Origin of the sequence: Actinoallomurus spadix, from assembly GCF_024055725.1 — a bacterium.
GTDB lineage: Bacteria > Actinomycetota > Actinomycetes > Streptosporangiales > Streptosporangiaceae > Actinoallomurus > Actinoallomurus spadix.
Genome location: NZ_JAMXMX010000011.1, coordinates 195,185 through 218,400, shown reverse-complemented (window position 1 = coordinate 218,400; position 23,216 = coordinate 195,185). Strand labels below are relative to the sequence as shown.

At 70.3% G+C, this 23,216-nt stretch carries 22 protein-coding genes; 11 read left to right on the top strand and 11 right to left on the bottom strand.

Going from position 1 to position 23,216, the window contains the following annotated elements:
• Positions 1–79 precede the first annotated feature (79 nt).
• Positions 80–2,131 carry an alpha-L-rhamnosidase-related protein gene (locus NE235_RS18970; protein ID WP_252804732.1) on the top strand — a complete coding sequence of 684 codons (2,052 nt, stop codon included), beginning with the start codon at positions 80–82 and terminating at the stop codon, positions 2,129–2,131.
• A 55-nt stretch (positions 2,132–2,186) separates the two neighbouring features.
• On the opposite strand, the gene NE235_RS18965 is transcribed toward NE235_RS18970, so the two are convergent.
• Positions 2,187–2,723 carry a dihydrofolate reductase family protein gene (locus tag NE235_RS18965; protein ID WP_252804729.1) on the bottom strand — a complete coding sequence of 179 codons (537 nt, stop codon included), beginning with the start codon at positions 2,721–2,723 and terminating at the stop codon, positions 2,187–2,189.
• Positions 2,724–2,906: 183 nt separating this feature from the next.
• Between NE235_RS18965 and NE235_RS18960 the strand changes: the two genes are divergently transcribed.
• Both NE235_RS18960 and NE235_RS18955 read left to right on the top strand, forming a co-directional pair.
• The gene (locus NE235_RS18960; RefSeq protein ID WP_252804727.1) at positions 2,907–3,560 is read left to right on the top strand and encodes a TetR/AcrR family transcriptional regulator; all 654 of its coding nucleotides are present in this window, start codon (positions 2,907–2,909) and stop codon (positions 3,558–3,560) included.
• 128 nt (positions 3,561–3,688) lie between these two features.
• Positions 3,689–5,182: an FAD-dependent monooxygenase gene (locus tag NE235_RS18955; RefSeq protein WP_252804726.1), complete on the top strand. Its 1,494-nt coding sequence runs from the start codon at positions 3,689–3,691 to the stop codon at positions 5,180–5,182.
• Between the two features lie 10 nt (positions 5,183–5,192).
• Here the strand turns inward: NE235_RS18955 and NE235_RS18950 are convergent, their stop codons facing one another.
• The 3 genes from NE235_RS18950 to NE235_RS18945 all read right to left on the bottom strand — a co-directional run bounded on the left by NE235_RS18950 (position 5,193) and on the right by NE235_RS18945 (position 6,967).
• The gene (locus NE235_RS18950) at positions 5,193–5,483 is read right to left on the bottom strand and encodes a hypothetical protein (RefSeq protein WP_252804724.1); all 291 of its coding nucleotides are present in this window, start codon (positions 5,481–5,483) and stop codon (positions 5,193–5,195) included.
• A 459-nt stretch (positions 5,484–5,942) separates the two neighbouring features.
• Positions 5,943–6,137, bottom strand: coding sequence for a DUF397 domain-containing protein (locus NE235_RS38705; RefSeq protein ID WP_406567596.1), 195 nt, complete (start codon positions 6,135–6,137; stop codon positions 5,943–5,945).
• Positions 6,138–6,139: 2 nt separating this feature from the next.
• Positions 6,140–6,967: a helix-turn-helix domain-containing protein gene (locus NE235_RS18945; protein ID WP_252804723.1), complete on the bottom strand. Its 828-nt coding sequence runs from the start codon at positions 6,965–6,967 to the stop codon at positions 6,140–6,142.
• Positions 6,968–7,111: 144 nt separating this feature from the next.
• Here NE235_RS18945 and NE235_RS18940 point away from each other — a divergent pair, with 144 nt between their 5' ends.
• The 4 genes from NE235_RS18940 to NE235_RS18925 all read left to right on the top strand — a co-directional run bounded on the left by NE235_RS18940 (position 7,112) and on the right by NE235_RS18925 (position 9,207).
• The gene (locus tag NE235_RS18940; protein WP_252804721.1) at positions 7,112–7,420 is read left to right on the top strand and encodes a hypothetical protein; all 309 of its coding nucleotides are present in this window, start codon (positions 7,112–7,114) and stop codon (positions 7,418–7,420) included.
• Positions 7,421–7,422: 2 nt separating this feature from the next.
• Positions 7,423–7,824: a hypothetical protein gene (locus tag NE235_RS18935; protein WP_252804719.1), complete on the top strand. Its 402-nt coding sequence runs from the start codon at positions 7,423–7,425 to the stop codon at positions 7,822–7,824.
• On the top strand, positions 7,824–8,423 hold the full coding sequence (locus NE235_RS18930; protein WP_252804717.1) for a DUF6879 family protein: 600 nt from the start codon (positions 7,824–7,826) through the stop codon (positions 8,421–8,423). The genes NE235_RS18935 and NE235_RS18930 overlap by 1 nt, the downstream gene beginning before the upstream one ends.
• Before the next feature lie 226 nt (positions 8,424–8,649).
• Positions 8,650–9,207, top strand: coding sequence for a dihydrofolate reductase family protein (locus tag NE235_RS18925; RefSeq protein WP_252804715.1), 558 nt, complete (start codon positions 8,650–8,652; stop codon positions 9,205–9,207).
• 41 nt (positions 9,208–9,248) lie between these two features.
• Here the strand turns inward: NE235_RS18925 and NE235_RS18920 are convergent, their stop codons facing one another.
• From NE235_RS18920 to NE235_RS18910, 3 genes are all read right to left on the bottom strand, one after another.
• Entirely contained in the window at positions 9,249–11,372 is a 2,124-nt protein-coding gene (locus NE235_RS18920) for a serine/threonine-protein kinase (RefSeq protein WP_252804712.1), read from the bottom strand.
• Positions 11,372–13,471 (bottom strand): protein kinase domain-containing protein, encoded by a 2,100-nt coding sequence (locus tag NE235_RS38270; RefSeq protein WP_252804710.1) that lies wholly within the window; start codon positions 13,469–13,471, stop codon positions 11,372–11,374. The genes NE235_RS18920 and NE235_RS38270 overlap by 1 nt, the downstream gene beginning before the upstream one ends.
• Positions 13,472–13,572: 101 nt before the next feature.
• A complete protein-coding gene (locus tag NE235_RS18910) occupies positions 13,573–14,346 on the bottom strand; it encodes a dienelactone hydrolase family protein (protein ID WP_252804709.1) in 774 nt (257 codons plus the stop codon).
• A 667-nt stretch (positions 14,347–15,013) separates the two neighbouring features.
• Here NE235_RS18910 and NE235_RS18905 point away from each other — a divergent pair.
• Positions 15,014–15,871 (top strand): GON domain-containing protein, encoded by an 858-nt coding sequence (locus tag NE235_RS18905; protein ID WP_252804707.1) that lies wholly within the window; start codon positions 15,014–15,016, stop codon positions 15,869–15,871.
• Positions 15,872–15,970: 99 nt separating this feature from the next.
• Here the strand turns inward: NE235_RS18905 and NE235_RS18900 are convergent, their stop codons facing one another.
• Positions 15,971–17,113 carry a hypothetical protein gene (locus NE235_RS18900; protein WP_252804705.1) on the bottom strand — a complete coding sequence of 381 codons (1,143 nt, stop codon included), beginning with the start codon at positions 17,111–17,113 and terminating at the stop codon, positions 15,971–15,973.
• A gap of 66 nt (positions 17,114–17,179) precedes the next feature.
• Positions 17,180–18,082 (bottom strand): carbohydrate kinase family protein, encoded by a 903-nt coding sequence (locus NE235_RS38265; protein WP_252804703.1) that lies wholly within the window; start codon positions 18,080–18,082, stop codon positions 17,180–17,182.
• A 65-nt stretch (positions 18,083–18,147) separates the two neighbouring features.
• Here NE235_RS38265 and NE235_RS18890 point away from each other — a divergent pair, with 65 nt between their 5' ends.
• Positions 18,148–19,116 (top strand): hypothetical protein, encoded by a 969-nt coding sequence (locus NE235_RS18890; protein WP_252804701.1) that lies wholly within the window; start codon positions 18,148–18,150, stop codon positions 19,114–19,116.
• A gap of 19 nt (positions 19,117–19,135) precedes the next feature.
• Here NE235_RS18890 and NE235_RS18885 read toward each other — a convergent pair whose 3' ends face one another.
• On the bottom strand, positions 19,136–20,365 hold the full coding sequence (locus tag NE235_RS18885; RefSeq protein ID WP_252804699.1) for a cytochrome P450: 1,230 nt from the start codon (positions 20,363–20,365) through the stop codon (positions 19,136–19,138).
• A gap of 229 nt (positions 20,366–20,594) precedes the next feature.
• Here NE235_RS18885 and NE235_RS18880 point away from each other — a divergent pair, with 229 nt between their 5' ends.
• Positions 20,595–21,242 carry a GNAT family N-acetyltransferase gene (locus NE235_RS18880; RefSeq protein ID WP_252804697.1) on the top strand — a complete coding sequence of 216 codons (648 nt, stop codon included), beginning with the start codon at positions 20,595–20,597 and terminating at the stop codon, positions 21,240–21,242.
• Positions 21,243–21,260: 18 nt separating this feature from the next.
• Here NE235_RS18880 and NE235_RS37515 read toward each other — a convergent pair whose 3' ends face one another.
• The gene (locus NE235_RS37515; protein WP_289848826.1) at positions 21,261–22,124 is read right to left on the bottom strand and encodes a helix-turn-helix transcriptional regulator; all 864 of its coding nucleotides are present in this window, start codon (positions 22,122–22,124) and stop codon (positions 21,261–21,263) included.
• 158 nt (positions 22,125–22,282) lie between these two features.
• On the opposite strand from NE235_RS37515, the gene NE235_RS18865 reads away from it, so the two are divergent.
• Positions 22,283–23,206, top strand: a complete 924-nt coding sequence (locus NE235_RS18865) for an NADP-dependent oxidoreductase (protein ID WP_252804696.1) — start codon at positions 22,283–22,285, stop codon at positions 23,204–23,206.
• Positions 23,207–23,216 lie beyond the last annotated feature (10 nt).

Genomic DNA, 23,216 nt, shown 5'->3' with positions numbered 1-23,216 from the left:
CTCCGTCTCCCCGCGCCCGGCCCGGCTCTCCCGCTCTCTCCGATTCACCCCTCCGCACCACCAGAAACCCGAGGTCGCAGTGAGCCCCTGGAAGCGACACCGTCTCGCCCTCACCGTCGCCGGACTGGCCACCCTGGCCGTGCCGGCCCTGACGGTCCCGCCGGCCCTCGCCGGGACCACCGCCGCGAAGGCGGTCGAGGCCCACCCGTGGGACGCCTACAACCTCTCGCCGAAGACCCGGACCGTACGACCCACGGCGATCTACAAGACCAACGGCACCGTGTCCGACCCGTCCGCCGTCCTGAGCGGCGAGACGACCCGGATCAGCGGCAGCGGCTCCTACGTCACGCTGGACTTCGGCAAGGACGTCGGGGGCCTGGTCACGCTGCACTTCGCCGGCTCCGACGGCGCGCAGCGGGTCGGCCTGGCGTTCAGCGAGTCCTCCGACTACGTCGGCGTCGACACCGACGCCTCCACCGGCGGGCCGCGCAAGACCGACGGCAACCTCTTCGCCGACGTGAACGGCCCGACGACCTACACCACGCCCGGGCAGTACCAGCGCGGCGGCTTCCGCTACCTGACGCTGTTCGTCGCCTCGGACGGCGGCGTGGATCTCGACGGCGTCTCCGTGCACTTCACCGCGGCGCCGGCGATGAAGCACCCCGCGCAGTACGCCAACTACTTCTACTCCAGCGACCCGCTGCTGAACCGCATCTGGTACGCGGGCGCCTACACCGTCCAGCTCAACACGATCGACCCGAAGACCGGCCGCGTCTGGGAGCCGCCGGCCGCGCTGTGGGACAACACCGGCGACGTCGGCGTGGGCGACACCATCCTCGTCGACGGGGCCAAGCGCGACCGCACCGTCTGGCCGGGCGACCTCGGCATCGAGATCCCGACGGCGTACGCCGCGTTCAACGACACGGTCTCGGCGCGGAACGCGCTCACCACGATCTTCCAGCACCAGAAGACCACCGGTGAGCTGCCGTACTCCGGGCCGATGATGAACAAGTACGGCTCCGACACCTACCACCTGTGGACGCTGTCGGCGAGCTACGACTACTACCGCTACACCGGAGACTCGGCCTGGCTGCAGAGCGTCTGGGACGCCTACCGGCTCGGCGTCGACTACAGCCTCGCCAAGGTCGACGCGAACGGCCTGCTGTCCATCACCGGCACCGGCGACTCGGTCCGCATCCTCACCAAGGGCGAGAACTTCACCGCCAACGCCCTGCTGTGGCGGGTGCTGCACACCGGGTCGGAGCTGGCCGCCGCGCGCGGCGACGCGGCACTCACCGCGTCGTACGCGAGCAAGGCGGCGGCGCTGAAGACCGCCATCGACAAGTACTTCTGGGACGACGCCGCCGGGGCGTTCAAGTACTACCCGACCCAGACGATCCACCCGCAGGACGGCAACTCCATCGCGGTCTGGTACGGCCTCGCCGACGCGGACCAGGCCCGGCGGATCAGCGCCCAGCTCACCACCAACTGGAACGCCGTCGGCTCCACCGCCCCGGAGAACAAGGGCAACCCCGGCGTCTTCTCCGGCTCCCTTGAGGTCAACGCGCACTTCGCGGCGGGCGGCCAGGCCGCCGACCAGGCCGGCGTCGACCTGATCCGCCGCGAGTGGGGCTACATGCTGAACAACCCGGAGGGCACCCAGAGCACGTTCTGGGAGTCCTACCGGGCGGGGGACACGTGCCTGTTCTGCAGTAACTACGTCAGCCTCGCGCACGGCTGGGCGACCGGCCCGACCCCGGCGCTCACCTCGTACGTCCTCGGCGTCGCCCCGGACACGCCCGGCGGCGACACGTTCCACTTCGTCCCGCACGTGGCCGACCTGACGTTCACCCGGGGCCGGCTGACCACCGAGCACGGCCCCGTGGACGCCTCCTGGCGGATCCACAAGGGCGAGTTCAGCGCGCACCTCGCCGCGCCGAAGGGGACGACCGGCCGGGCCGGCGTCCCGACCCTCGGCAAGAGGATCCAGGTCTTCGTCAACGGGCACCTCGCCTGGAACGGCACCAAGGCCACGGCCTACGGCGCGCACACCGACGGCGAGTACGTCTACCTCGAGGGCCTGACCGTCGGCCACTACACGATCAAGACAAAGGCGCTGGGGGGCCAGTGAGGCGAGCCGCCCGCCTCTCCTCGGAGAGGCGGGCGAAGCGCCCGGTGGCCGGTGGTCATTCGGCCCGGGTGTAGATCTGGTTGATCACGCCGGTGCTGAAGGTCTCGGCCGTGGACAGGCGCAGCTCGATGGAGGTGAGGCCGTCGAACCAGCGGGCACCCTTGCCGACGATGATCGGGTGGACGAACAACTGCAGCCGGTCCAGGAGCCCGGCGCTGAGCAGGGACCGGACGAGGGTGAGGCTGCCGGTGATGGCGATGTCCTTGCCCTCTGAGGCCTTGAGCGCCCGGAGCCGGTCCAGCACGTCACCGCTGATGATCTCGGTGTTGTTCCAACTCGCCTCGGTGAGGGTGTTGGTGACGACGTACTTCTTCTGGTTGTTCATGAAGTCGGCGAAGTCGTCGTCGCTGGTCGGCCAGTGGGCGGCGAACTCCTCGTACTGAACGCGGCCCAGCAGCATCGCGTCCGAGCCGGCCATGGCCGCGCCGACGGCGTTGCCCATCTCCTCGTTGAAGTAGGGGAAGTGCCAGGTGTCCGGCGCCTCTGCCACACCGTCGAGCGACACGAACAGGCTCGAGATGATCTTACGCATCAGGCTCTCCTCACGTCGATGAAGTCCAGCCGGACGGCTGGAACGGCAGGGGCCGGGGATCCCCTGAGGGCGCCCGGTGCCGCACCGTAACGGGGTGAACCGTACGGTACGGTACCGGGCGGTGAACCGTACGGTACGGTACTGGTATTGGAGAAGTCAACGCCGGATACAGGAGGAGCGACGATGCCGACAACCGACCCTTCGCGCGTTGATGCCGGAGAGGACGCCGTCACGCGGACGCAGCGCCGGATCATGGACGCGGCGATGGACGTGTTCCTGCGCGACGGCTACGTCGGCGCGAAGACCGACGAGATCGCGTCGGCCGCGGGAGCGTCGAAGCAGACGATCTACAAGCACTTCGGGAACAAGGAGAAGCTGTTCGAGCAGATCGTGCTCGATCGCTGCCGCGGCATCGACCAGCTGTTCCAGGATGCCTTGGCCGAGCTGGCGGGCACCGACGACGTGGAGACGGCATTGAGAACGGTCGCGCGCAACTTCGTGCACGCCCTCGCGCAGCCGTCGCTCCTGCGGCTGCGCCGCCTGGTCATCGCCGAGGCGGGCCGCTTCCCCCGGCTCGGCGAGGCCTACTTCCGGGCCGGCGTCGACCGCGTCCACGTCATGTTGGCCTCGGCCTTCGAACAGCTGACCGACCGCGGTCTGCTTCGCGTGGACGACCCGATGCTGGCGGCGAACCACTTCGCCTGGCTCATCGTGTCGATCCCGGTCAACAGGGTCATGTTCTGCGGCGACGACACCCGGTTCACTCCCGCTGAACTGGACCACTACGCCGACGCCGCCGTCCGCGTCTTCTCCGCCGCCTACCGCCCCTCCGACTGACACCCCCGCTCACGGCCGTTGTTATCGACTGGGTGGGCCGGTCGTCTCCGGGCGATGCGGATGATGCAATTGCCGGAAAAGTTCTACTTTATGGCTCTTGTCGGGCGATGGCCTGATAGGAGTGGATCATGGTGTTGAACCGGGGCGAAGACGGTGACACGGTGCCGTCAGATCGGGTGATCATCGTTGGGGCGGGGCCCACCGGCCTCGCCCTCGCCGCAGAACTCGCCCTCGCCGGCGTCCCCTGCCGCGTGCTCGAACGGCGTCCGGCCCGGACGGCCGACTCGCGCGCCATCTGCCTGCACGCCCGCAGCATGGAGATGCTCGCGCTCCGGGGCATCGCCGACCGGTTCCTCGACACCGGCCTGCCCGTCCGGTCGTTCCCCGTCGGGCCCAGGGGCGCCGTGATCGGCTTCGACCGTCTGGACTCGGACTTCCCCTACCAGCTCGACCTGCCGCAGAGCGAGATCGAGCGGCTGCTGGAGGAGCGTGCGATCGAACTCGGCGCGGAGATCGTACGCTCCGCCACGGTCACCGGAGTCGACCAGAACGACGACGAGGCCCTGGTCACGCTGGCCGACGGCACGGTCGAGCGGGCGGCGTACGTCGTCGGCTGTGACGGCCTGCGAAGCACCGTCCGCGAGAGCGCGGGCATACCGTTCCCCGGCGCCCCAAACCCGGGCTCGGTCGCGCTCGCCGACGTGTTCATCGACGACCTGCCGATGACCGACGCCCACGGCGAGAACACCGACGCCGGGCTCTTCCTCGTCTTCCCCTTCCGCGACGGCTCGTGCCGGGTGGTGCTGTACGACTACTCCCGTGCCGAAGTCCCCGTATCGGAGCCGGTGAGCCTGGCGGAGGTGCGGGAGAGCATCATCCGGATCACCGGCCGCGATCTGCGCCCGCGCGACCTGTACTGGTCGAGCCGGTACCGCAGCGAGAGCCGGCAGGCTCCGTCCTACCGAGCCGGGCGGATCCTCCTCGCCGGCGACGCCGCCCACACCCATTCCCCCGCGGGCGCCCAGGGCCTCAACACCGGTTTTCAGGACGCCTTCAACCTCGGCTGGAAGCTGGCCGCCGCCGTGCGGGGCGGCGCACCCGACTGGCTGCTCGACTCCTACCACCGCGAACGCCACCCGGTCGGCAGTGAGGTGCTGCGGCTGAGCGGACGGCAGTTCCGGCTGAACACCGCGCGGACGACGCCGCGCCGCCTGCTGCGCTGGGCGGCCTACCACGTGGCGCTGCCGCTGCCGCCCGTCCAGACACGGCTGGCACGGGCGTACTCCGGCGTCGCGATCGAGTACGCGCCGCACGACGCGGAAGGACATCCGCTTGAGGGCCGGCGGCTGCCTCCCGGCCGGCTCCGAAGCCGGGACGGAGCGGCCACACCGTTGTACGAGCTGTTCCGCGACGGCAACTTCGTGCTGTTCGCCCGGCGCCCGGTGGTGGCCCCGATGGGCCTGCCCGCGCAGGTGCGGGTGGTGGACTACGCCGAGGCGGCGCGCCCCGACTGGCCGGCCGCCGTGCTCGTACGACCCGACGGGTACGTCGCGTGGGCGGGTGACGCGACAGAGCCTGATCCGGTGCGCCACGCCGTGCACCACTGGCTCGGCACGAACTGACCCATCACCGTCAGATGCCGATGGTCACGGTCCCGACGTCGGTGAGCTGGGAGACACCGGTGCTGCCACAGGCGGTCAGGTCCGGTTCCAGCCCGGTGCCCGTCGACTTCGCCGGGTCGGAGGTGAACGTCACCGTCTGCGGACTGGTGGTCAGCGGCGGGCTGTAGGTGACGACCTCACTGAGCGCGCAGACCTGATCCAGCCCGACCGCGTGCGCGGCCGGCGCGGCTCCCACTAACCCCGGCGCCGTAGCCGCCAGACACGCCGCAGCCCCGGCCGCCACTCCTCTGCTGATCCTCATCAGGCCACCTCGCTCACGCCGTCTACGCTCCGTTATGCGTAGCTTCGGACGGTAAGCAGGAGTATGCGGGCCGGATGCAGTGCGAGGCAATGTCCGCACGCCCCCACGGCCGGAACCGGCCGCGCCGGCGCGCGATGTCGTGATCGTCCTTATTCGTTACGCGCCAGCAGTTCGGCGAGGGACTCCCGCGAAGGGATACGACGGAAGCCCGTCGGGTCGTCCGACGGGCGGCGAGCGGACTCAGAGTGGAGTTCAGAGGTGTCGCCAATTTTGGTGGACGCGCAGAACGTCCGTTGCCCATTCAGTGGCGCGCGTAATGGAAGCGGGTAAAAGTGAACTGCCTTGACTCCACGGTTCGCCCGCCGGGGCGGGAGACATGGACGTCCTTGAGAAACAAGCCGGCACCTCCGGCGCCTGGCCAGTCGCCTGTGCAGACAGCTGTGGAAGACGGCGCGTCACCTATGGCGTGATCTGTGAGGGTGTCTGTCGTGTCCCTGTATCAGGCCGGATCGCAGACCGAGCGGGTGGCTGGGATTCGCAGACCAAGCTGTTCTCTGATTGCGTGCTCACGTTGTCGGCTACCTCTACGCAGTCCACTCCCTGACTGCTATAGGTGCTCTTGCGCCACTGCGCGCGGACAAGGTTGTCGAGCATCACTACCCCAGGTCGTCCAAAGCCTTGCTGATCATTGCAAAGGAATCAGTTCGCGGATGGGACTCACCCATGACGAGATCGAAACGCATGTGGTACTCGTTCACTACCGCCGGGTCCTGTGTGAGGTGACTCACGCTCGGCCCTTCATGGTAAGCGATCTCTGTGCTGTCGTGGAGGGTCAAAGTGACGAACATCCCCTCTAGGCCGGCGTAGGTGATGGACTCGAACGGCAGTATCCGTACATGGACGTTCGTCCGGCTGGTCATATCCCGAAGTTTGATGAGCTGAGCCCGCATGACATCCCGGCCACCGACGGCGCGATGCAGGACCGCCTCATCGAGGACGAACCACGCCTGAGCCGGAGTCTCGCGGTCGAACACCGAAGCCTGGCGCTCCATCCGGCCGGCCACCATCTCATCGAGTGCGCTCGGGTTCTGGCCTATGTCCATGAGTACACGCGCGTAGTCCTCGGTTTGCAGTAGGCCGGGGACGACTTGAGGGGTGAACGCTCGTATCAGACCCGCCTGTGCTTCAAGTTCGATGAACCTTGGCACACAGGGCAGGAGGAGCCTGTTACGACGATACTTCTTGATCTTCTCCCACTGCCGATGGAACATCCCGGCCGTACCGAAGAACGTGTCGAGGTCTTGGGCGAACGCCTCGGAAGGTGGCTTCTCGCAGGATTCGACCTTCCCGATCCACTGCGGAGTGCATCCCAGCGCTTCGGCCAGCTTGTTGCGAGATAGGTCTGCGTCCTCTCGGCGAAAGCGTAGTTCATCCGAGAAGGTCTCAAGAAGAGGATCACGGTCGTTCTCGCGCTGAAGCGACATCGGGTGTCTCCTGGTTTCGGCACTCATTGATCACGGTCACTGCCGCGGGTGCCGCAAAGGGGTTCGTCGGGTCGTAGCTCACCGTAACCGATCCTGTGATTCTGGTCACCGGGAATCCAAACGGCTTATCGACGGGAGTCGAGGATGAATCGGTACACATCAGAGGACATTCGCGCATACGCGAAGTGGCTCACCCAGGAATGCCAGGCGGCCGGGTTGAGGGCCGAGCAGTACGGGGCGGAAATCCTCATCCACGGTGCAAGCAATCACCTCAGCGAGCGGATCGCCTGCAGGCCGGACGCGCAGGGCGACCTCAGGTGGCACTGGTCGTGGGGCGCGCCGATCGGCCGCATCGACGACTCGTCTCGGCTCCTGGACGTCGACGACGTCCAGGAGCTGGTCCGGTCGATCAGCAAGGTCGTCTGCATTCCGCTCCGCCGCAGCGGGATGTGACGATGACCCCCGAACAGCGGCTCATGCGCTCGCTTCCCGCGCTCCGCGCCCTCGTCGACTCCTTGGCGGCGTGCTCGCCGTCGGAGGCGCGGGAGCTCCTGCACCTCGACTTCCTGGTCCGGAAGTATCCGGCCGCCGCGCGGATGAGCCTGCAGCGCCGGCAGCGGACGCACCCCGAGACGCCGGCGCCACCGGGGTGGTCTTCGGTGCTGGACACCGGCGGTCTTCCGCTGTGGAGGTGGGCTCGCGGTCCGGTCTGTGCCGCGACCACGGACCCGGACCAGCTCCGCTTCCTGGAGGTGGCGATGGCGCGGTTCGACGAGATGACCGCCGAAGAACTCCACACCTACCTTGACGGCTCACCGGGTGCGGCTCGACGCCGCGTCCGGAGGGGCGATGCCTGATGCTCGACCGGATCGCCGACCTGCCGGGGACCGAACTGTGCCTGGCCTCCTACTCGGACGCCTTCGACGAGGCGTACGAGGGGATTGTCTTCTGGAAGCTGGAACGGCGTCAGACCTTCCGGGAACCGGGGGTTCCGAGCTGGGAGGCGTTCGCGGAGGGTGACTGGGCTCGTGCCCTGGAGCTCAACGAGCGGGAACGCGACGCGGTGAGAGCGAAGGTGGCCGATGACCGGCGGCTCGGGGTCCAGTCGCGGCGTCTCCGGGTGGTGGAGCACCCGGTCACGCCGTACCTCCAGTGGGAGATGCAGTACTTTCGGCTCCTCGCCGAGGCGGGCGAGGATCTCCGGGTGGTCGACGCATCCGCGGTGCGTCATCTCGAGGCCGACCGTCTGCTGCCGGAGATCGTGATCCTCGGTGATCGCGTCCTGTTCGAGGTCTCGTACGACGCGGAGGGAACGGCGTACGGCGCTCGCCGTATCGACGACCCCAGAGCGATCACAGGGGCCCGGACGGAACTCGCCGACCTGTATCTGGCCGCCGAACCCCTGCTCGATTACTTCGAGCGGGAGATCGCAGCTCTTCCGCCTCCGGCTCTCTGACACGGGAGTTCAGGTTCTCGCTTCGAGGGCGTCGGCTCGCGCTCAAGGCCGTACGTGGGCGTCGGCCGGCATTCATCGCCGTACAGGCGGCGAGCGTGCTCCGTGAGGCCGGCGTGCATGGTCAGGAGCCTGCGGCCGGCCGATCCTGAACGACGTGGCTCACGAATTGTCGGACGGCCGTGGTGTCATCTGTGCAGCCGATGACAGCCGAAAAGAGGGGACCACCATGGGCGCGATCAGCGTGCACGAGTTCGTCAGCCTGGACGGGGTGTTCGAGAATCCGAGCTGGACGGCGGACTACGGCTTCACCGAGGGGATGGCGCGGGCGATCGGTGGGATGACCGAGTCCAGCTCCGCCATCCTGCTCGGCCGCACGACGTTCCAGATGTTCGCCCCGGCCTGGTCGACCCGTACCGCCGCGGAGGACCCGGGCGCACCGTTCTTCAACGACACCCCCAAGTACGTCGTGTCGTCCACCCTGGCCTCCGCCGACGAATGGCGAAACTCCACCGTGCTCGGCGCCTACGACCCGCAGGCGATCCGCAAGCTGAAGGACGAGGTCGCGGGCGGCATCTACATCAGCGGCAGCGGCACCCTCGTGCGCGCGCTCCTGGCCGACGGCCTGGTGGACGAGCTGCACCTCCTGGTCTACCCGGTCGTCCTCGGGTCCGGGGCCGAGCTCTTCCCCCAGGGGACCCGGCGCACCTCACTGGCCCTCACCGGCCAGGAGGCGTTCGAGAACGGCGTCATTCACCTGACCTACGCCCCGGCGGCGACCGCCTGACGGGCGGGCGTCCCGCCGGGCTCGTCGGCGTCGTCGTGGGCTCAGCCGAGATGGAAGGCGAGCAGCGTGTCGTTGCTCGCGGCAGCGAGGATGGGGCCGCGAGCGACCAGTCTCCATCGGGCGGCGGGATCGGCGGCCGTGGAGTGGTTCCAGACGAGTTTCCCTGTCTCGGGGTTCCAGCCGTAGAGTCCCGTGCCCACGCCGGTGCAGATCAGCCCGCCGGCGGCGACCAGCCCGGCGGTGTGGGCCGCGGGGGTGTTGACGGACCAGAGGCGTCGGCCGGTGCGCGCGTCGAGGGCGACGAGTTGTGGATTGTCCAGGATGTAGGCGTATCTCCCGTTGACCAGGAGGGTTCGTTCCCCTCTGCCGGGTGAGGTCGGCGTGTAGGTCCACCGGATCCGGCCGGTGGCCGCGTCCAGGGCGTAGATGGTCGGCCCGCCGGTGCAGACCAGCCCGTTGGCCACGGTGATCTGGAGTGAGAGCTCGCCGTTGTCGTCGCCGGGGCGCGCCGCGGCGTTGGGGAGGTCGGCGCTCCAGACCTTCTGGCCGGTGTCGATCGACAGCGCGTCAAGCGTGGTGTGTGAGGGGTTGTCGAAGATGAGGTTCCCGCTGCCCGGCAGCACGGCCCCTGTCGAGTGCGGATTGGACCACCGGACCGCACCTGTTGTGGCGTCGAGCGCGAGGGCCGGGCCGCCTTCACCCTGGACTCCCGCGGCGATGATGGTGCGGCCCTGGATGCCGTCGAGAGCGACATAGGACGTCCCCGCCGGCCACCGGTGAATCCAGCGTTGGCCGCCGGTGACGGCGTCCAGGCCGATGATCGTTTTCCTCTGGTCGGTGAGGGCCAGCGCGCCGTTGGTCGGACCCACCAGGACGGACGTTCCGAAGCCTGCCGGCGGTTCGTAGGTCCACCTGACCGTGCGGGATTCGTCCATGGCGGTGAGCGTGCCGCCGGAGCGCGCCAGGGCGTAGATCAGTGTCGGCCCGGTGGTCGCGTAGCCGAACTCGCCGGACCAGAGCTGCTGCCCGGTGGCCAGTGAGTAACAGCGGACGACGCTGTCCCGGTCGGCGGAGCAGATGATCGCCCGGGAGAGGACGGCGAGGCCGGAGTCCTCCTCGCCTCTGATCGCGGTACGCCACAGGAGCTTCGGAAGGACGGGCCGGTGCCCCTTTCCGCCTTGGGCCGTGGCGAGTGCCGCCGCGGTTCCGCCGCCGATGACGGCGAGTCCCGCGGTGGCGGCTCCGCCGGCCAGCAGCCGCCGGCGGGTGCGGGCTTTGGCGAGGGCCCGCAGGTCCAGGACGAGGGTGTCCTCCCGCTGCTGCAACTCGTCGCCGATGGCGTCGGGGAGCCAGCAGGGCGTGGCCGGCCGGGCGGCCAGCAGCGGTAGCAGCAGCTTGGCGGGCGGGCGCCGGTCGGGATCACGGCTGAGGCAGGCGGTCACCATCTGCGCCAGGGAGGCCGGTACGCCGTGCAGGTCGGGTTCTTCGTGCAGGGTCCGATGGATGATCGTGGGGACCGCGCCCCTGCCGTACGGCGGGCGGCCGGTGGCGGCGAAGGCCAGCACGGCGCCGAAGGCGAACACGTCGGCGGCCGTGGTGAGTCGCGTGCCGCGGATCTGCTCGGGGGACATGTAGCCGGGGGAGCCGATGACCTGGCCCTCGGCGGTGAGCGTGACGGTGTCGGCGGCCTTGCTGATGCCGAAGTCGATGACTCTGGGGCCGTCCTTGGCCAGCAGGATGTTGGCCGGTTTGAGGTCGCGGTGCAGCAGGCCCGCCTCGTGGATCGCGATCAGGGCCTCGCCCAGTCCGGCGCCGAGCGTGCGCAGCAGCGGCTCGGGCATGGGCCCGTACCGGTCGATCGTCTCCTTGAGACTGAGGCCGTTGACGTACGCGGTCGCCAGCCATGGGACCGTGCCGTCGGGCTCGGCGTCGACCACCGGACTGGTGAACGCGCCGCTGACCCTCTGGGCGGCCTCGACCTCGGCCCGGAACCTGGCGCGAAAATCGAGGTCTCCGGCGAGTTCGGGTCGTACGACCTTGATGGCCACCGCCCGGCCCGCCGGGGACGCGCCCAGGTAGACCAGCCCCATGCCGCCCTCGCCCAGGCGCCGCAGCAGGCTGTACCGGCCGATGTGGTGAGGATCGTCGGGCTCCAGCGCGGCCATCACGAACCTGCCCGGAAGCAGTAGAGCCGCCGATGGTCGGTCGCGAACACCGACGACCCGGACATGGCCACTTCCCAATCATCACCCCTGGAGGCCGGGCCCCAGTGTGCCCACAGCGCCCGGCCGTCGGTCCTGGCGGCGAAGATGCCGTGCGCCGAACCCGTAGAGCCGTCGAACGCGGCCACGAGGAGACTGCCGGACACGGCGCTGTGCCCCGACCAGCTGCTGAGGGTCTCCGGGGCCGCCAGCGACCACCTGGCGGCCCCGGTCGCCTGGTCATAGGCACGGAGGACCTCATTCCTGAAGATCACGTTCGCGCCGGCGGGGAGGACGGTGGAGAAGACCTCGTCGGTGTGCTGCGACCAGACGGGCGTCCCATCGGTGGTGTCGATCGCCTGAAGGGTGTCGGCGAAGTTGGCGAACACCTTGCCGCCGGCGACCGCGATATCCAGAGTCTCCCAGTTCCGGGTGCCGCCGCCCTTGAGCCAGGTGTAGACCCAGCGCTCGCGGCCCGTGGCGGCGTCGAGCGCGATGAGGGTGGGTTTGCTGTTGAGGTACAGGCTGGTCCCGTCGACGGCTCCGCAGACGTCCACGTCGCTGATGGGGCGTCGCCACAGAATCTTTCCGCTGGCCAGGTCCACGGCCCAGACGGTCGGGTCGACGCTGTCATCCGAGGTGCTCTCCGTTTCCAGGAGGAGCGTGTCACCGGCCACGCCGAAGACGGATAGGAGGAGGGTGCCGTGGGGCATCGGGAACTTCGTGGTCCTGCCGGTCGGAACGTCGATCAGAATGAGCGACCGATCCTCATCGTCCTTGCCCTCGCCGTCGGTGATGAGCGTCGATCCATGGACGGCATCGCTCGAAGCCAGGGCGATGTCCGGCGCCCACCGCCGCCGCCCCGAGCCCGCATCCACCCCATAGGTCCCGTCGTCCCCGCCCCACAGAACGACACCGCCCGCCACCAGCAGACTCGTGCTGGTCGAGAAGGGCTTGGGCGGGGTGAAGGTCCACGCGGGCGGAGGCGCCGTGGCGAGAGCGGTCCCACGTGGGGCGGGCTTGGCGGCCTTGGAGTTCCCCCGGGTCAGCGACCAGGCCGTCGTACCCGCGCCGATACCGGCCACAGCGACCGCGGCGACCAGGCCCAGGACCCGGCGCCGCCCGGGAGCGCCCGCATCCGTGTCGTCGATCCGCGGCAGCGGTGGGGGAGCCACGACCGGCTCGGAGGACACCCTGTTCGCCTCGGTCTCCCTGGCCGCCACCTCCCGGCGCAGCGCGGGAGAGATCAGCGCCCGTGGATCGGCGGGGGTCAAGGCCGCTAGTACGGTCGCCAACCCGGGGCGCCGCGCCGGCTCCTTGCGCAGGCAGGCGGCCAGCAATCCGCGCAGCGACTCGGGCACCTCGTCGAGCCGCGGCTCGCCGTACATGACCTCATAGAGCAGCGCGGTCGAGTCCCGCTCGCCGAACGGCTTGGCACCCGTGGCCGCATAGACCAGCACACCGGCCAGCGAGAACACGTCCGCCGCCGGCCCGGCATGGCCGCCTCCCGCGATCTGCTCGGGTGCCATGTACGCCAGCGTGCCGACCATGTCGCCGGTGCCGGTGAGCTGCGTGGCGTCGGTGACCTTGGCGATTCCGAAGTCGATGATCTTAGGGCCGTCCTCGGCCAGCAGGATGTTTCCGGGCTTGAGGTCGCGGTGCACCAGCCCAGCCCCGTGGATGGCCTGCAGCGCCTCGGTCAGTCCCGCGCCCAAGGCACGGACGGCGGGCTCGGGCATCACCCCGAGGGCCGCGAGGGCCTCGTCCAGCGCGGGCGCGGGGACGTAACCGGCGGCGAACCAAGGCTGTGGCGCATCGACGTCGGAGTCCAGCACCGGAGCCGTGTAAAGGCCGCTGACTCTGCGCGCGGCGGCGATCTCGCGGCGGAACCGCTCCCGGAAATCCCCGTCAGCGGCGAACTCCCGCCGGATGAGCTTGAGAGCCGCCAAGCGGGCACCCGGCGACCGGGCGAGATAGACGACCCCCATCCCGCCCGCGCCGAGGCGGGCGAGGAGCCGGTACTGGCCGACGTGCTCGAGATCCCCCGGCTGGAGCGACTGCACACGCACCTCCGCTCAGAAGAACACACGTGTCTGCAGAGTTTAGTGCCGGTGCTCTCGGCCAACGATGGCCCGGGGATGTACATACGCCGATACCCGTCAGGTCAGGCCGATGACGTGCCGGCGCGGCCGAGCCGCCGGGCCAGGAACCCGTCGTCGACTCCGACCCAGCGCATGCGGCGATGGGTGCCAGGGTTGGCGAGCAACGTCTTGTCCTCCGAGGCGAAGGCGTCGAACAAGGCGAGGACGGATCGGCGGTCGACGTACTCCTCGTCCCACGGGAGCAGGAACTGGACCGGGACGGTGATCCGTCTCGCCGCCTCGATCAGTCCCCGGTGCGCGAAGAACCCGCCACCGAAGATCGCGGCGGTGATCCTGGGCTCGACCGCCGTCAGCGGAATCCCGATCGCGGTGCCCAACGACATGCCGCCGCCGTAGCCGATCGGCGCTTCGGAGCCGATCTCGGGCAGTTCCTGAAGGGCGTCCAGGGTCGCCTGCCATTCCGGTACGGCACGCTCCGCCAGTGAGGTGCTGTAGCGGACGCTGACCGACTCGAAGCGGTCGATCTCGCCTGCCGCCACCGCCTGCTGAATGTCGGCGCGGGCCTGCTCGTCCTCCGCCGTACGCGGACGATCGCCGTGTCCAGGCGCGTCGATGGCGACCACGGTGAAACCCCACCTGGTCACGGTGTCGTGGGCGCGGGCCACGAGTCCCGGCGTCTTCTTGTGCAGACCGCCACCGTGCCCCATCAGCACCACGGGCGCGTGATCGGAGCCGGATACGGGGGACCAGAGCACGCCGGTGACCTCGCCGACGGTGAAGTCGCGTTCGAGGACACCGTTGGACGATGTCTCCGCGGTGAAACGCACAGAATGCATAGGTGTTGCCTTTCGGGAGGGCCTTGTGGCTGCGGCGCTCCCGGCGATCCCTATGTCAATCGCCCGACCATGAAGACGAGGGGAGCACCCACATCGATACAGCGTTCATGGGTCTCACCTCCTTGCGTGATGTCACGGCCCCCGGGAGGCTACCAGCCCGAACCCGGCCCCGCCAGACAGTTCCGGACCGGAGGTGGACCATCGCACCGAATCGGGCGCGGTCGCCGTCGGAGGCGCGGGAGCTTCTGCGCCTCGACTTCCTGGTGCGGAGGTATCCGGCCGCCGCGCGACGGCACGCTCGCGTCCTCAGCGCCGAGGATCGCCGTCGTTCCGAGAACAGGGATCCTCGGCACTGAGCCGCACACTTCGGCGGTTGAGTCGGATGGGGTCGCGGAGCCGGCGGGCACGGTCGATGTAAATGCCGCGGACGCGGGTGAGATGGATGCGGACCGGGACGGAGAACCTCTCCGTGAATTCCGCGGCGTTACCGAATCGCGCGTGGATGGCCTCGCCGTACTTCTCGATCCAGCCGACGTTGTCGCTTGTCGTCGCATCTCGCCCGACACTCCGGAATGCGGAACATTCTGTGCATCGATCGGCCGGCTGTTAAGCGGGCGTTAACCTTCTGATCGCAGTCGTCCACTCGCTCGCGAACAAGGGAAAGTCAATGGCTGTATCCTCGATTCGGAAAACGGCTCTGCTGGCGGCGCTTTGTGCCGCCCTCCCGGTGGCCGGCGGGGCGCCGGCTCACGCCGCCGCTCCCATCCAGCTGTTCAACAGCTGCCAGGACGTGCACCAGGCGATTCCGATCGCGCGGGACGGGACCTACCTGCTGTACAATAACGGCAATATCTTCACGGCGTACTGCCATCACATGGCCACGGCGCCCGCCGAGTACATCGACCTCGCCAGGACCGGGCAGGCCGTAAATTTCTCGCAGTACACCGCCGGCGGCGCCTCACCCGGCACGAGCGTCCGGACGGCGTTCACCAAGGTCCGCGTCGACCCGAAGTCGCTGACCGTCGACATCGGCGACCTGACCTTCGCGACGTCGACCGGCTCGCTGCGGCATGGCGGGACGACCGTGACCGGCATGCCGTACGCGGTCGCGATGTCGTGCACCGCGCAGCCGAACGGGGTCGGCAACGTCGACCTGCAGGACACGCCGTTCCGGGTCGACAACGCGTTCGCCGCCGGCGGGTTCAACGCCTCCGGGTCGGCGGCCCCGAGCGCGAACGGCCAGGTCGTCAACCTGCACGGCGGGGGCTACTGCGGCTGGGTCACGCCGGCCCCGGCGCTGTACAACCCGTTCAACGCGGGCCCGGGCATGCACCACCTCAGGGTCAGCTGCGCGCAGAACGGCGTGCTCCCCGCCCGCCGCCGGCTCTGCCTCCACCTGGGCGGCCCGTCCGGCCTCACCACGCAGGTGCGACGGGAACGCGGGCGTGTCCTCGTCATCGTCCGGCACAACGGCCGTCCGGTGGCGGCGTCGGACATCGCCGGCCGGATCCACGCCGTGGCCTGACACGCCTTCGCGGCGTGCGCCTTCATGCCGGGCCGGGTCGACGCCGGCCCGGCACCCCCACGGGAACGACCACGACGACCGGGCGGCGTTCCCGGTGGGTCAGCCCTCCGCCGGTCCGGCGCCGGGCCGCCGGATCGCGTCGAGCGCTCGCAGCGCCTTGGCGTACCGGACGGCCGCGTCGCGCAGGTCCTCGGCCGACGCGGCGAGGACGCCGGGCTCGCGGTCCTCGGCGGCGCGGCTCAGCGCGTACAGCGGGACGACGATGCCCCGGAAGGCGGCCGGGGTGTCGGAGCAGACCGACGGAACGCCGCCGTACAACGGGTCCGCCGTGTCCCGGTAGGTCCAGTGCCCGGGCCCGGTCCGGATCAGCGTCTCGCCGACGTAGCGGACCGCTCCCTCGACGAACGGCTCGCCGGCGGCCGCCTGGACCGCCGACCAGCCGGTGTACCGGTCACGGACGAGCGCCTCCAGTGCGCCCAGGGAGGCGAGGGAGAAGTCGAAGGGGAAGTCCGCCGGCAGGAACCGGGCCCGCCACTCGTCGAGCGCGCCGGCCATGCCGGACCGCCACCGGTCGAGGAACGCCCGGGCCGGTGCGGTCAGGTGCCGGCGGTCCTCCTGGGCGTACCACTCGGGCGTACCGGGCTGTGCCGTCGGCGGCTCGCCGTGCGGCGGCGGCGCCGCGTCCAGGTCGTAGAAGTTCAGGCCGAACTCCTCGTGCAGCGCCCTGGCCTGGTCGGGGGAGGCCAGGACGTAGAGGTCGTCCTGCGCGCCGACCTTCTCCGGGCGCAGCTGGTAGAACCTGCGCGGATCGTCGCCGCCCGGATCCAGATCACCGAACTGCCCTGACAGGGCCGCCGTGTCCGCGTAGTCCTCGGACTCGTGCTCGACCTGCCACCAGACCGGCTCGCCGTTGCGCAGGAAGTGGAGGTACTCGTAGCCGTCCTCGTCGCGCAGCAGTACGACGTCGGAGAGGACCACCGCGCCGCCCGTGCAGGGCGTCACCTCCTCCTCCAGGAGGTACCGGTAGTAGTCGGCCACGAAGTCGACATCCTCGATGTGCACCGGGACGGCGACGCCGAACTCGGGAAGCCAGCCGAACACGTCGCGTTCGTCGAGCTCCTCGTCCAGGTGCTCCTTCCGCCACGACCCGATGTCGGCCAGCACCGCGGCGGCCCTGTCCTCCGTCACCATGCCCAGCCCGACCAGCAGATCGGCCAGGCGGCGTACCGTCCTCTTCGCCATGCCGCGCGATTGTGGCAGCGGCCCCCGACAGTCCGCCCGCCGTACGCGGACGATCTCGCGAGCCGGTCAGGCCGTCAGGAGCGCATCGGCCGGGATGAGAGCGGTCGAACCCGGGGCCGTGCACGCGTAGGCGCCCGCGACCGTGCCGAGGCGGGCGCACTCCTCCACGTCCCGGCCGGCGAGCCGCCCGTAAAGGAACCCGCAGACGAACGCGTCGCCCGCGCCGTTGGAGTCCACGACCGGCGCGGGCGGCACCGCCGCCGGGACATGCCGCGGGGTCGCGCCGCCGTCACGGGTCAGGAGGTACGCGCCGTCCGCGCCGGCCGTGGCCACCACGGTCTCCGCGCGCCCCTCGCGCAGGATCTCCCGCATCAGCGCGGGAAAGCCCTCACCCACGCCCGCGGCGCTGAAGAACACCAGGTCGGAGCGGAGTGCGAACTCCCGCTGGTGGTCGTTCAGGCCGTCCCAGTCGTGCAGGTCCGTCGAGATCGGGACGCCGAGCCCGGCGAGGTCGTCGTACAGGGAACGCGCGAAGTTCATGATGGCCAGGTGGACGTGGCGGGCCCGGCTCATCCAGGGCAGGTAGTGCTCCCGTGGCATCCGCAGGTCCGCCGGGTCGCGGCCGTCGTAGAACGACATCCGGCGGCCGGTCGCGTCCACCAGGTTCACGGCGCGGCGGGTGCCGGCGGGGGAGATCAGCGGGGCGAACTCCACGTCCCCCTCGGCCAGCCGCTCGCGTACCTGCGCGCCGATCCAGTCGTCCCCGATGTAGTCGAGCAACGCGACCGTGAGACCGAGCGCCCGGGCGCCGAGGGCGACGTTCCCGCCGGTCTGACCGGGCCACTCCTCGATCGGGGGGACGCCGACCGAGTCGGCGAGCGGCACCGGCAGGGAGCCGACGCGCACGATCGTGTCCACCCCGCTGCCGCCGACCACGACGACGTCGTACGCCTCCTGTACCGGACCCACCTGCGTGCCTCCCCGTACGTTCAGTATGCTCTTGATCGTTTTACCTTATTTTTACGGAGCCTCAAGTGCGAAAAGGGACCGTCCTCGGGTCTGTCGCCCTCAGTGTGCTGACCGCCGCGGGGTGCGGCGGAGAGACCACACCGACCCCCCGGCACTCGTCCACGTCGAGCAGCTCGCCCGGGGCCACCGCGGTGACCGAGGCGCAGGCGCGGGCGATCTTCGCCGATCATGAGAAGGTCAACAACGAGGCGAACAGTAAGGTCTCCGACGCGCTGCTGCGGCAGAACGAGACCGGGCCGATGCTCGAGATCGACCTGGCCGGCAACAAGCGCATCCGGGCGAAGCAGGCCAAGAAGATCAAGCCCTTCCACTACGAGGGCGCTCGGTTCTTCATCCCGCACAACGTGAGCCCGGCCTGGTTCGCGGTCTCCGCCCGGGTGAAGGGCGAGAGCGGGACCGAGTTCCTCGTGTTCGTCGACACGGGCGGGGGCACGTACAAGTCCGCCGTCGGCGCCTGGGTGGCGAAGGGGCAGAAGCTGCCGGCGATCGCGCGCGGCGCGGACGGCTCGGCGACCGCGGTGACGACCGGGCCGGCCCTCGGTGTCGGCACCCGGCTCGCCACCTACCTCACCTACACCGCGGACCGCAAGAAGTCCCCGGAGGCGTTCGCCTCCGGCCCCTTGACCTCCACGCTCGGCAGGAACTGGGCCAAGTCCGTCCTGGAGCTCACCAGCCGCGGCCGGTGGCAGGGCCGTACGCAGTGGGCGGCCCGGCCGCAGCCGGTGTACGCGTTGAAGACGGCCGACGGCGGCGCACTCGTTCTGAGCGCCGTGGTCCAGGCGCTGCGCTACACGGCGGCGCGGCCGAACGTGTGGTATCGGCCCGGGCGGGACTTCTACGGCCTCGGCCCGAAGCGCTACTACCACCGCTTCACCGGCGAGTGGCTGTGGACGTTCGCGACCCACGTCCCCTCGACCGGCCTGCCGTCCGTCGTGGCCAGCGGGGTGGACCCGATCAGCGCCACCGGGAGCTGACCGCGGACCGGTCCTCCGCTCAGCCGCCGGCGACGTGCGCGGGGCTGAACCGCACCGGAAGCGCCGTCAGGCCGCGGACGTGGAAGGCCGGCCGCCACGCGAGCGCGTCCTCCGGCACCGCCAGCCGCACGTCCGGCAGCCGGTCCAGGAGCACCTCGACGGCGGTCTGCGCCATCACCTGAGCGATCTCCGGAGCCGGATGCGGGCAGCCGTACTCGCCGGTGCCGAAACCGAGGTGGGCGTGGTTGCCGCTCGGGTCGCGGTGCGCGTCGGGCCGGATCCGCGGGTCGGCGTTGGCACCGGCCGGCCCGACGACGACCACGTCACCGGCACGGATCGTCCGGCCGCCGAGGACCGCGTCCCGGACCGCCCAGCGGGCGGGGGCGGTCTTCACCGGGCAGGCCTCCCACATCACCTCGTTCAGCGCCTGGCCGACGCTGCGGCGCCCGCCCGAGAGGGTCAGCGAGAAGCGGTCGTCGGTCAGCATGAGGCGGAGAGTGTTGCCGATCCAGTGGGCGGTGTTCTCCTGACCGCCGGAGAGCACGATCAGCAGATCCTGCATCAGCTCCTCGTCGGTGGTATCGACCGCGTACGCGAGCAGCCGGGAGATCACGTCCGCTCCGGGCCACTCGCGCTTGCTCGCGAGCAGGCCCGTCATCGTCACGACGTACCGGCCGTACGCCTCGATGGCCTCCTCCTGGCCGTCGTTCATCATCTTCATGTCCCGGGAGAGCGCCGTCAGCTGCGCGTCGGGCACGCCGAGCAGGCTGCCCGTGACGAGGGCCGGCAGGTGATAGGCGTACTGCTCGATCAGATCGGCCTCGCCGGCGGCGGCGAACGTGTCGATCAGCCGGTCGGCGAACCGCTCGCACTCGCTGCGCATCTCGAACTGGTCCACCTCGGCGAGCGCGGCGCTGACCGCGCCGGCCCGGCGCGCGTGCGCGGGCCCGTCCAGGAACATCAGGATGCCGGGCAGGTAGCCCAGGACCTGCGGTGGCACGTAGTCCGGGCCGTGGCAGCGGTACGGATCGCGGGCGAACAACTGCGCGTCGGTGAGCACCCGGTGCGCCTCGCGGTAGCCGATGACCAGCCACGCCGGCTCGCCGCTCTCGAGGAGGACGGGGACGACCGGCCCGTGGTCGCGCCGCATCTCCCGGTACAGCTCGTCGGTGTCCTCGACGAAGCGCCGCCCGTGCAGTGGCACCGCCCCGGAATGCGGGTCTGTGAACTCCGGCTCCGGCGCGGTCACGTTGCGCTCCCTTCGACCATGATCAACACCTGTGGGCCGGTCGACTCGGAGAGTGACCGGCCGCACGTAGGACGGCGATCTTAGACCCGCCTCAGTCACAATGGCCATATCTGTCCAAGTTGACTGACGTTTTTACGGAATGTCCGGATGACTGCTTATCTGAACGGCGTTCGGCGAGGTGCGGGAAAAGAGGATGCGGCGAGCGGAGACCCTCTGCACAATCGCCCCCATGGCATCACCACACTGGCCCCTGTTCGGCCTGCGGCTCCGCACCCCGCGGTTAGTACTACGGCTGCCGGCGCTCGAAGACCTGACCGCGCTCGCCGATCTGGCGGCCGAGGGCGTTCACGACCCGGAGACGCAGCCGTTCGCCGTGCCCTGGACGGACGCGCCGCCGGCCGAACGGGCACGCGGGCTCCTGCAGTTCCACTGGTCGTGCTGGGCGGACTGGCGGCCGTCGGCGTGGACGCTGAACCTCGTGGCCGACCTCGACGGCACGATCGTGGGGACGCAGGGGCTGATGGGAACGGACTTCCCGGTCCTCCGTGAGGTCTCGACCGGCTCCTGGGTGGGCCGCCGGTACCAGGGGCGGGGGATCGGCACGGAGATGCGCGCCGCCGTGCTCGGCCTGGCCTTCGAGGGCCTGGGCGCGGAGTACGCCGTGTCCGCCGCCTTCGCCGACAACGAGGCGTCCTTCGCGGTGTCCCGCAAGCTCGGGTACCGCGAGGACGGGATCGAACGCCGCGTCGTCCGCGGGCGGCCCATGGTGGTGCGCCGGGTACGCCTCGACCGCGCGGCCTGGCAGGCCCGGCGGACGGTGCCCGTCACGATCGAGGGCCTGGCGCCCTGCCTGCCCCTCTTCGGCCTGGACGGGTGAACAGCGGCCGGCCGGCCGTCAGCGGCGTTCGGGGGTGGCCGGGGTGAAGTCGTCGTGGCCGAGGACGCGCAGCAGGCTGAGATGATCGATGTTGGACGTGCCCGGCGGCGGCGTGAAGATCGTGAGCCGCTGGTCCTCGGCCGGGCTCAGCAGCACCTCGCACTCCAGCTCGATCGGGCCGATGGCGGGGTGGTCGACGCGCAGCCGGCTCGTACGCTTCACGGCGACCTCGTGCAGCTCCCACAGCGCGGCGAACTCGGAACTGACCTCGCGCAGCCGGGCGACCAGCCGGGTCGACGCCGCGTCGCTGCCCCGCCGCACTAGGGAGGCCCGCAGGTCGGCGACGTAGGCACGGCTCTGCTGCTCGCGCTCCTCGGCCGGATAGATCGACCGGATCGTGGGGTCGGTGAACCAGCGCCACACGAAGTTGCGGTCCTGCTCCCGGACCGAGCAGATGCAGCCGAGGAGCGCCTCGGCCATCGTGTTGCGGGCCAGCAGGTCACCGAGGTCGTTGGTGATGTGGGCCGGCGTCTCCTTGAGCTGGTCCAGCAGGTACAGCAGGCCGGGCCGGACATGGTCCCCCGCGAGCCGGCCGGCGGGCGGCCGGTGCCCCGCCAGCAGGTAGAGGTGGTCGCGCTCGTCCTCGGTCAGCCGCAGGGCGTGCGCCAGTGAGGCGAGGATCTGCGGGGACGGCTGCGGGCTGCGGGCCTGCTCCAGGCGCATGTAGTAGTCGGCGGACATCCCCGCGAGCTGGGAGAGCTCCTCACGCCGCAGCCCGGGTGTACGGCGGCGCGGCCCGGTGGGAAGGCCGACCTCCTGAGGGCGCAGGCGTTCCCGTGAGCGGCGCAGGAAGTCGGCGAGCTGCCGGCGGTCCATCTGCATGCCGCCATCATCGCCGAGGTTCCGCCCGGGTCCGGACGCTCAGCCAAGGATCGCCGATCCTAGGGAAACCGCTCCGCTCGTCACCGCCGCGCCTCGTTGGCAGCCTGATCGGTGTCCGGCCGAAGACGGCGGCCGGCGTCTCAGATCAGGAGTGTGCGATGTCCAAGGCGGTGCGGTTCGACGAGTACGGCCCCATCGAGGTGCTGCGGGTCGAGGAGGTCGACCGGCCGGTCCCCGGACCCGGCCAGGTCCTCGTACGGGTCAGGGCGGCGGCGATCAACCCGGGCGAGGTGTCGATCCGTACCGGGGCGCTGCACGAGAAGTGGCCCGCGACGTTCCCCTCCGGGGAGGGCAGCGACCTGGCCGGGATCGTCGAGGAACTCGGCGCGGGCGTCACCGGTCTCGCGGCAGGGGACGAGGTCATCGGGTTCACCGACGACCGGGCGAGCCACGCTGAGTTCGTCCTCGTCGAGGCGGGCAACCTGACGCCCCGGCCGGCGAACGTCTCGTGGGAGCAGGGCGGGTCGCTGTACGTCGCGGGCACGACGGCGTACGCGGCGGTGCGCGCCGTCGCCGCCGGCCCCGGCGACACGGTCGTGATCTCCGCCGCGGCCGGGGGAGTGGGGACGATCGCGGTCCAGCTCGCCCGCCGTGCCGGCGCGACGGTGATCGGCCTGGCGAGCGAGGCCAACCACGAGTGGCTCACCGCCCACGGGGCGATCCCCGTCACGTACGGCGAGGGCGTCGCCGACCGGATCCGGGCCGCGGCTCCCGGCGGCCGGGTCGACGCGTTCATCGACGCGTTCGGCTCCGGCTACGTCGACCTCGCGCTCGAGCTCGGCGTCGCCCCGGAGCGGATCGACACCATCAAGGACTTGGCCGCCGCCGCGAAGCACGGCGTCAAGACCGACGGGAACGCGCAGGCGGCCACCATCGAGGTGGTCGCCGAACTGGCCGCGCTGGTCGACAAGGGCGAGCTGGAGATCCCGATCGCCCGCACGTACCCGCTCGACCAGGTCCGGGACGCCTTCCGCGAGCTGGAGAGGCGCCACACGCGAGGCAAGATCGTCCTGGTGCCGTGAGGCACGGCCG